Source organism: Kitasatospora sp. RG8, assembly GCF_017813315.1.
Lineage (GTDB): Bacteria > Actinomycetota > Actinomycetes > Streptomycetales > Streptomycetaceae > Kitasatospora.
The window spans coordinates 20969-29730 of sequence record NZ_JAGIYX010000055.1 but is presented as its reverse complement, the minus strand read 5'-3'; the positions used below and the strand labels follow the sequence as shown (position 1 = coordinate 29730).

At 73.9% G+C, this 8762-nt stretch carries 6 protein-coding genes; all 6 read right to left on the bottom strand.

Annotated features, from left to right (window positions below; all coding sequences use genetic code 11):
• Positions 1–426 precede the first annotated feature (426 nt).
• Genes J5Y04_RS40055 through J5Y04_RS40030 form a run of 6 tightly spaced genes read right to left on the bottom strand, consistent with a single transcriptional unit; the run spans position 427 to position 8753 of the window.
• A complete protein-coding gene (locus tag J5Y04_RS40055) occupies positions 427–1470 on the bottom strand; it encodes a RimK family alpha-L-glutamate ligase (RefSeq protein ID WP_209417468.1) in 1044 nt (347 codons plus the stop codon).
• Positions 1471–1475: 5 nt separating this feature from the next.
• The gene (locus tag J5Y04_RS40050) at positions 1476–2222 is read right to left on the bottom strand and encodes a GAF domain-containing protein (RefSeq protein ID WP_307853552.1); all 747 of its coding nucleotides are present in this window, start codon (positions 2220–2222) and stop codon (positions 1476–1478) included.
• On the bottom strand, positions 2212–3087 hold the full coding sequence (locus J5Y04_RS40045; protein ID WP_209417466.1) for a S8 family serine peptidase: 876 nt from the start codon (positions 3085–3087) through the stop codon (positions 2212–2214). The genes J5Y04_RS40050 and J5Y04_RS40045 overlap by 11 nt, the downstream gene beginning before the upstream one ends.
• The gene (locus J5Y04_RS40040) at positions 3080–6361 is read right to left on the bottom strand and encodes an AAA family ATPase (RefSeq protein WP_209417465.1); all 3282 of its coding nucleotides are present in this window, start codon (positions 6359–6361) and stop codon (positions 3080–3082) included. The genes J5Y04_RS40045 and J5Y04_RS40040 overlap by 8 nt, the downstream gene beginning before the upstream one ends.
• Positions 6358–7812, bottom strand: a complete 1455-nt coding sequence (locus tag J5Y04_RS40035; protein WP_209417464.1) for an MFS transporter — start codon at positions 7810–7812, stop codon at positions 6358–6360. The genes J5Y04_RS40040 and J5Y04_RS40035 overlap by 4 nt, the downstream gene beginning before the upstream one ends.
• The gene (locus J5Y04_RS40030; RefSeq protein ID WP_209417463.1) at positions 7809–8753 is read right to left on the bottom strand and encodes a hypothetical protein; all 945 of its coding nucleotides are present in this window, start codon (positions 8751–8753) and stop codon (positions 7809–7811) included. The genes J5Y04_RS40035 and J5Y04_RS40030 overlap by 4 nt, the downstream gene beginning before the upstream one ends.
• Positions 8754–8762 lie beyond the last annotated feature (9 nt).

Below are 8762 nucleotides of genomic sequence, written 5' to 3'. Positions count from 1 at the left end.
CAACATATCTGGCGTTGACTTTTGGCACGCTGTTGAGTTCTCAAGGAACGGACACTTCCTTCGGACCGCCTTCCAGCGGGCCCTCCGGGCGCTTCGTTCTTTCGTGTTTCAAGCTTATCAGATGTACTCCGCTCCGTTTCCGGCGCTTCGTTCATCCAACTCGCTGGTGTCTTCTGCGGCTTGACGCCCCGTCCGACGTTTCAAACTCTAGCCCATCCCCGCTCCGAGAAGCGAATCCGGCCGCAATCCATATAAACGGACACGCCGAATAAGACCCGAGCCGCGTTGCCGAAAAAGGCAAAGCACGACCCAGCCCGAACCGGGAAGTGGTGTTTCTAGGGATTGGCCGCTCCGGGACCGTCCGCGCCGATGCGTGTCCGGTGCTCCCTGTCGAGCGACCAGGTAACACTACGCCTATTCGGCCGCTCAGGCAAAGCCCGGCCCGGACAGGAACCCGAGCAGGTCGAACTCCCCCGGCGACGGCGACCCCTCGCGGTGCAGGTCGGCGAGCATGGCGGCCACCGCGGCGGTGACGGGCTCGGTGTGGGTCCGTTGCTCGGCCCAGCGCCAGTCGCCGTCGGGGTTGACCTCCAGGAAGACCGGCTCGCCGGCGCTGATCAGGAAGTCGAACGCGCCGTACCGGAGCGACATCGCCGTGGCGAGGGTCCTGGTGGCGGCGACCACCGCCGGGGGCGGCGCCACGGGGCGGACGTCCAGCCGGTCGGGGGCGAGCCAGGGGTCGGCGGGTGCGTCCTTGCCGACCTGGAAGGCGTGGATCCGGCCGGCCGCGTAGTAGACGCGCAGCTCGGCCTCGTGCTCGACGTACTCCTGCACCATCACGGGCGGCCCGGGACTCGGCCCGGCGGAGAGGGCGTGCCGGTCGACGACGACGGGGAAGACGCCGTTCAGCCGGCCGGGCGCGGACTCGACGAAGTGGTGGTGTGCGGCCTTGACGACCAGCCGCGGGCAGTCGAACTCGTCACGGGCGCGGCGCGGGTCCGTGGTCAGCATCGTGCGCGGCACGGCGACCCGGTGGCGCCGGGCGGTCTGGAGCTGGGAGAGCAGTCCGGGGCGGTCCGGGTGGATCGCCGTCCGGGCGATCGTGGCCAGCTGGCCGGCCGCGGCCTGCCAGGACTCCCGTAGGAAGAGGGTGTGGGCCGCGTCCCCGGTGCTCTCGATCGCGGACACCGCGAAGTGCCTGATCCAGGTCACGGTGGGGGTCAGCCAGCGGCCGTTGAGACGGGCCGCCCGGCCGTCGGGGGCGACGACCAGGTCCGCGGCGACGAGTTCGTCGGCGTTCAGCCGGGCCCATCGGATTCCCTCGGCCCCGAGCAGGTTCTGCACCGCGTCCAGGTCCGCGTCGCACGCGCGGCTGAGGAGTACCACGCACGGCACGGGCCGGGGCCTGACGTCGACGACCTGGGTGGGTTGCGCGAGCTGCGCGAGAAAGGCCGCACGGGCGTCAGCCACCGGCGTCACCCGTCACCGAGGCCCCGCCCGCCGGCCGACCCCGCGGCCTTCGGTCCACCCGCCTTCGGTCCACCCGCCGTCTGCTCGCCCGCCTTCGGTCCGCCGGCCGTCGCCTCGCCGGCGAGCAGCTCGTCGGCCATCACCAGGAGTTTGGTCACCGTCGCGCCCACCTGCTCGGAGGCGAGCGGAAGCCGCTCCGCCACCCGTTCCAGCAGGGACAGGTCGAGCTGCGCGGTCCGGTCCTTCGCGGCCCGGGCGCCGAGGTCGGCGTCCCGTGACCGGAGCTGGACGAGCAGCTCCAGCACCGTCGCCATCTCGGTCGCGAGCAGCCCGAGCGAGGCCATGTCGCCGAGGTCGCAGCGCTGCCGGCTGTCCCGGTCCAGAACTTCGAGCACACCGACGCAGTCGCCCTCGCAGATGAGCGGGGCGGCCATGATGCTGCGCGGCACGTAGCCCGTGGACTCCGCCGCTCTTCGGGAGAAGCGGGGGCTGTCCGCCACGTCGTCGATCACCACGGGCTGGCCGGACACCATCGCCCAGCCGGCGATCCCGGTGCCGTTCGGGAACCTGGTGCCCAGCAGGTGCTGCTCGCCCTCGCCCGCCACCGCCTCGAAGACCAGGTCCCCGTTCGCCTGGTCCACCAGGAGCACGGAGGCGGCGGCCGCGCCGAAGACGCTGCGGGCGACCTCCACGATCGACTGGAGCAGTCTGCGCTGCGGGAGATCGGCACTTTCCAGCGGGTCAGTCGACACGCGCACCTCCATCGGGTACGGCAACGTTCTCGGCGGCCAGGTAGAGGACGGACTTGAGCTGGAACGGCGTGAGCGACGGGTGCTTGCTGAGGATGAGCGCGCAGATGCCCGCGATGTGCGGGGTCGCGAAGCTGTTCCCGGTGCTGAGCAGCTGCCGGCCGCCCGGCCCGGCCACCGGCACGCGGACGCCCCGTGCGTAGAACTCGACCGGTGGTGAGGGGTTGTAGTAGTAGGTCATCGGGTTGGGGCTGTCGTGGCTGGCCACCGAGATGACCGAGGCGAACGGCCACGGGTAGCTGCGCACCGGCATGTTGTGGGCCGACGCGACGATGACGCAGCGCCGGAAGTAGGCGTGGTCGGACAGGTCGCGCAGGGCGTCGCGGAAGTCGGGCTTCGTCGTCGAGAGGCTCATGTTGATGACGTCGAACCCCTCCTCGATGGCCCAGGTCAGTCCGGTGAGCAGGGCGGCGCCGCTGCCGTGCCGGCCACTGGACAGGACGCGTACCGAGGTGAGGGACGCCGCCGGGGCGATGGACCGGATGACGCTCGCGCAGGCCGTGCCGTGCCCCGCCGCGTCGCCGGGTTCGGTCGGTGCGACGGTGAGGTCGCCGTCCTCGCCGGGGATCACGTCCAGGGCACCGTCGATCCCGCCGACGAGCGGGTGGTCGGCGTCGACACCGCTGTCGAGCACGCAGACCCGGACCCCGGAGCCGTCCGCACCGCCCCAGGCCCACTCCTGGGTGACCGGGCCGAGCGGGCTGACGTCGAAGGGCTCCTGCGGCACCGCGGAGACGGGCATGCTCCACGCGGGGACGCCGGGGAAGTGGTCGCGCGGCGGCCTGCGCCACGGCGGGACGTCAGTCACGGGCACCACCGGATCCACGGGCACCCGCACTACCGGCGCCGCCCATGGCACCACCGGCGCTCCCCGCACCGAGCCACTCGCGGACCCGGCCGGCCGGCAACGTGGCACCCTTCGCCTCGAACCTCCGCAACGCCTCGGCCCCTTCCTCCGTCGCCCGTCCGGTCATCCCGGCCGCTCTGAGCACGATCGCCAGATCGAAGAGCGTCTCCCCGGTGAGGCACAGGTCGTCCGAGCCGGCCGCCAGGGTCCGCGCCGCCGTCGCCTCCGCCACCGCCTCCTCGTGGCACCCCCGGGCGGACGCGATCCGGCCGCGCAGCGCGGCCGTCCCGAGCCTGACCCGCACGCTCTCGGACTCGCCCGCCAGGTCGAGCCGGTCGAGGGCCGACGCGGCGGCGGCCACCCGGCCCTGGGCGAAGAGCTCCTTGGCGATCGCGACCTCGGTGTTGCGGGAGTCCGCGGCGTGCTCGGTGGTGCGCAGCACGCCGAGGCTCTGCCGGTACCGCGCCTCGGCCACGTCGTGGGCACCGGCCAGCGACTCCACGAAGCCGGAGGCGTCCAGCACCACCGCGTCGGCCAGGTCGAGGTGCACGTCGCGGGAGTACGTCAGCGCGTCGGCGAGGGTGTGCCGGGCGCCGTCGAGGTCGCCGCCGAGCGCCTCCAGGTGTGCCCTGGTCACCAGCACCGGGATGAGCAGGGTCCGGCTGGCGGCGAACCGGTGGGAGAGCATGGCGCACAGCTCCAGCCCGGTGGCGACGCGCGTCGGTGCCCACTGCGCCAGTTCGCAGACCGCGCAGAGCAGCCGGTCCTCCTCGTAGCGGTCGTTCATGGCCCGGGCCCGCTTCAGCGCGAGGCCGAACGAGGCCTCCGCGGAGGCCGTCCGCTCCGCGATCAGTTCGAGGTGGGCCTGGAGCTGGTGCAGCCGGCACCGGCTGAGGTCGTCCCCGGGGTCGCGTTCCAGTGCCGCCGCGATCGCCGCCGCGTCCGCCGCCACGGACTCGGCCGGGGCCAGGCCGAGCCGGAGCGTGACGATGGCGCGCTGGATCGCGCAGGTGACCGCGGCGCGGCGGTCCCCCGGCAGCGCGGCCTCGGCGGCGGCGAGTGCGCCGCGGCAGCGTTCCTCGTCCTGGAGCCAGAGGCCGGCATCGCAGACGTGCAGGGCGAGCGCCGTGTGGCGGGGGTCGCCGTCGGGCAGCAACGCGCGCCCCCGTTCCAGCAGTTGGACGGCCGCCGGCAGGTCCTTGCGGGCCAGGGCGTTCATGCCCTCCGCGATCAGGGTGTTCGCCGCCGGCCCGGCCAGCGCGGGCGGTTGGGGGTCGCCGGGGCGCAGCTGCCTGCGCAGGCGGCTGGTGGCCTCGACGTGGTAGACGACGGCCATCGCGTCCTGCGGGTGCTCGCGGGAGTAGCACTCGGCCAGGAAGTCGTGCCAGCGCTCGCGACGCGTCTTGGGGGTGAACTCGTAGGCGGTGTCGCGCAGCAGGGCCTGGGCGAAGCGGACGGTCCCGGCCGGGCCGCGTTCGAGGACCCGCCTGCGGGCCAGCCTGGCCATCGCCTCGTCGGTCGCGGCGGGGTCGATGCCGTCGGCCTCGGCCATCACCCGGAGCAGGTCCCGGGTGAACTCGCGCCCGATCACCGCGGCGAGCTCCAGCAGGCTGCGCTCGGCGCCGGGCAGCTGGTCCAGCCGGGCACCCAGCATCGCCTGGATCGTGGGCGGGATCTGGCTGCCGGGGGCGGTCTCGGCGAAGACGTCCATGAGCTGCTCCGCGAAGAGCGGATTGCCGTCGCACAGCGTGGCGACCCGGCTGTTCACCTCCTGGTAGTCCTGCGGGTAGACCTCGCCCCGCAGTGCCAGCTGCTCCACCAGGGCGGCCGTCTGGTCGCCGGTCATCGGGCCGAGTTCCAGCGTCGTCGCGCAGGGCTTCCCGCCGCCCCAGGTGCTGCGGATGTCCAGCAGTTCGGGGCGGGCGACGCACAGCAGGAGGACGGGGACGTCGTGCAGCCAGGTCGCGACCTCGTCGATGAGGTCCAGCAGGGTCTCCTCCGACCAGTGCAGGTCGTCCCAGACCATGACGACGGACCTGGACCGGCCGAGGGCCTCCAGGAGGTGGCGCACGGCCCAGGCGATGTCCTCGACGCCGACCTGGCCGCCGGAGCTGCCGTCCTGGTCCACGACCAGGCCGAGGGTGTGCGTCACGAGGCCGTGCGCCGACGCCGCGCCGCCCGGCTCGGAGCCCGGTGGTTCGAAGCCCGGCGGCGCGGGGCGGGCGGGAGCGGAAGGGGCGAGAACGGAACGGGCGGGGTCAGGGCCGGCGGGATCCGGGCCGGCTTCCAGGAGCCGGGTGAGCGCCGGCCAGCCGCCGGGGAGCGAGCCGAGCATCTCGGCCAGCGGCCGGTAGGTGATCCCCCGGCCGTAGGGCGAGCAGCGTCCGGACAGCACGGTGACCTCGCCGTCCGGCAGGGTGGCGAGGAACTCCCGCACCAGGCGCGACTTTCCGATCCCGGGAACGCCGACCACCGTGGCCAGACAGACCTGCCGCCGCTGCCTGGCCCGCCGGAAGCTGCGCTCCAGCTCCTCCAGCTCGTCGTCCCGGCCGATGAACGGGGTGACCGGCCCGGGGCCGTCGGCGACCAGCACCGGGGCGGTGACCCGCCAGGCCGGCACGGGGCGGGCCTTGCCCTTCAGCCGCAGCGGTGCGACGGGCTCGATGCCGACCTGCCACCGCACCACGGCCGCGGTGTCGGCGCAGACCAGCACCTCGCCCGGCCCGGCGGCCGTCTGCAGCCTGGCGGCGGTGTTGACGGCGTCCCCGACGACCCGGAAGTCGTCCCCCGGCCTGGTGATCACCACGACGTCGCCCGTGCAGATGCCGGCCCGCGCCTCCAGCTCCACCTGGTACTCGGCGCTGAGTTCGGCGGTGAGCCCGGCCAGCGCCGCGAGCGCCCCGGTGGCGGCGCGCACCGCCCGGACCGCGTCGTCCTCGTGGGCGACGGTGGCGCCGAAGACGGCGAGGATCGCGTCGCCGATGAACTTCTCCACCACCCCGCCGTGTTCGGCGATGCAGGCCCCGCAGCTCGCGAAGTACCGGTCCATGACCTGCCGCAGCGGTTCCGGGTCCAGGCGTTCCGCGAGCGCGGTCGAGCCGACGATGTCCAGGAAGAGCATGGACACCTTCTTGCGCGTCTCGCGCGGTGCGGCGCCGGCCGCCAGCAGCGCTCCGCAGCCGGCGCAGAACCGGTCGGCGTCGGCGGCCCGGCGTCCGCACGCGGGGCAGTTCACCGGGTGCCCTTCAGGGTGGGCTCGGCCGGCCCCGGACCGGACTGGTCGCCGGGCTCGTCTCCGGACGCGGCGCCGGCTTCGCCTCCGGACGTGCCGCCGGGCTCGTCGTCCGCGTCCGGCCGGGCCTGGTCGGGGTCGGCGGACGGCGCGGCGTCCGGTCCGGGGAGGGCGAACCGCGCGCAGACGCCCGCGAGGACGACGACGAGCCCGGAGACCGCGAAGATCGTGTCGATCGGGCCGAACCGCACACCGGCGACCGAGCCGCTGAAGTCCCGCAGGCCGCTGCCGGCCAGCCAGCCCGCCAGCGCCGCCGTCAGCATCGCCGCCAGCCGGGTGACCGGGTAGAACACGGCGAGCACCCGGCCCCGGAACTCCGCCGGGGTCGCGGCCAGCAGCAGCGGTGCCATGGCGGTGTTCAGCATGGTGATCGGCAGGATGAAGACGAACAGCACGGCCACGGCGCCGGGGAAGGCGCTCTGCCGGGAGTACAGGACCAGCAGGGCGCCGCTGACCATCAGGCCGATCCAGGTCGTCCGCCGGGCGCCGATCCACTTCACCACCCGGCCCGAGGCCAGCGCGCCGACGATCCCCCCGATCCCCGTCGCCATGCCGAGGTAGCCGTACAGCTGGGCGGAGGCGTGCAGGTTCCCGGTGGCGAAGAAGACGTTCAGGGTGGACAGGGCGCCGACCCCGAGCTGGCCGACCACGGTGAGCAGCAGCAGCGCCACCAGGAACCGGCTGCGCACGAAGAACCGCAGGCCCGCCTTGAACTCCTTGACCAGGCCGGGGCGTTCGGCGCCCGGCCGGTCCCGGCCGACGGCCGGCGCCGGCGGCGTGATGTCCACCGACCGGATGGCGATGTACGACACCAGGTAGGAGGCCGCGTTGAAGAACAGCGCCCACTGGATGCCGACCGTGAAGAGCAGCGGCGCGGCGAGCGGTGGCCCGATGATCCAGGCGGTCTGGGCGGTCGCCTGGGCGATGCCGGCCGCGCGGGCCCGGTCGGCGTCGCCCGTGACGAACTCCGCGACGACCGCGAACCGCGCCGGGGTGAAGAACTGGCTGGCCGCGTTGAGGACGAGCACGGTCGTGTAGATCAGGCCGAGCCACACCCCGACCGGGAGGTCTTCGGCGGGGAGGAACGCGACGGCGGTCAGCACGGCCACCAGAGCACCGCGGATCACCTCGGTGCCGAGCATGGTGGCGCGTTTGTCCCAGCGGTCGACGAAGACGCCCGCGAGCGGCCCGACGAAGAGCACGGCGGCGCTGGTCGCCAGCACGACGCCGCTGACCGCCTGCGGCCCCCACGGCTTCCCCTTGGCCAGCACGGTGGCCACCCAGAGCACGAGGGTCGTGCTGAACACGGCGTCCCCGACGGAGGAGACGGCCTGTCCGAACCAGAGGCGGGTGTACTCGCGGTTGATGAGGGTGAGGGTCGGCCGGAGTGTCATGCGGCACCCGCCGGGGCGACGAGCAGCGTCATCATCGCCGTGACCAGGGTGGTGTGGTAGGCCTTCGCGAAGAACGCCCCGGCCGGCTCGTCCGCCGTCACCCGGGTGCCGGCCGACCGCCCGGGGATCGCGCCGTCGCTCTGCTGGGCCCGGACCAGGCAGGCGACGGCGGCCGTGCCCCAGGGGGTGCGCAGCGGCTCCACTCCCAGGCAGACCTGGGTCAGCAGGAGCTCCGCGGCCAGGTCCCACCAGTCGCGCCGGACGCAGTGCTCCAGCAGCCGGCGGACCAGTTCCGCCGCGTCCGCCAGGGCGTCGGCGGACAGCCCCGCGCCGGTCCGGCCGAAGTCGCTCAGGTAGAAGCTGGAGTGCGTGACGGCGTACGCCTCCGGGACGGTGACCGGCGCCTCGCCGTCCGGCACCGCGCGTTTCGCCGCCTCGGCGGGCAGCGTGACGAGGACGTTCCCCGCGACGAGCTCCTCGTAGGGCTCGACGGTGTGCCGCACGCCGGCCTTGTCGGCGTAGTACCGCAGCTCCAGCCGCTGGTAGGGCGTCCTCCCCCGCGGTGACAGGTCGTCGGCGGCCAGCCGGGCGAGGACGGCCCGGCACGGCCGGTCGTCGATGCCGTCGGGGGCCAGCGCGGCGTAGACCAGCCCGTAGTAGGCGGCGCAGCGGGGGTCGGCGGTGACGAGCCGGGGGAAGTCCGGGTGCTGCCAGAGCGTGCGGACCCGCGTCGTCACCCGGGCGAGCCGGGGGTCGTCGCCGGTGTCCACCCGGGCCCAGCAGTGGCGGAGCAACGCCAGCTCCAGCGCGGCCTTGGCCTGCGCGTACGGCGTCTCGTGCTCCGGGTGGCCCGGGCCCGCCGCGTACGGGTCGAAGCGGTCCAGGTTCCGCTCCAGCCAGGCGAGGGTGCCGGCGGACAGCCGGTGGAGGTCCGGTGGCATGGCATCCGA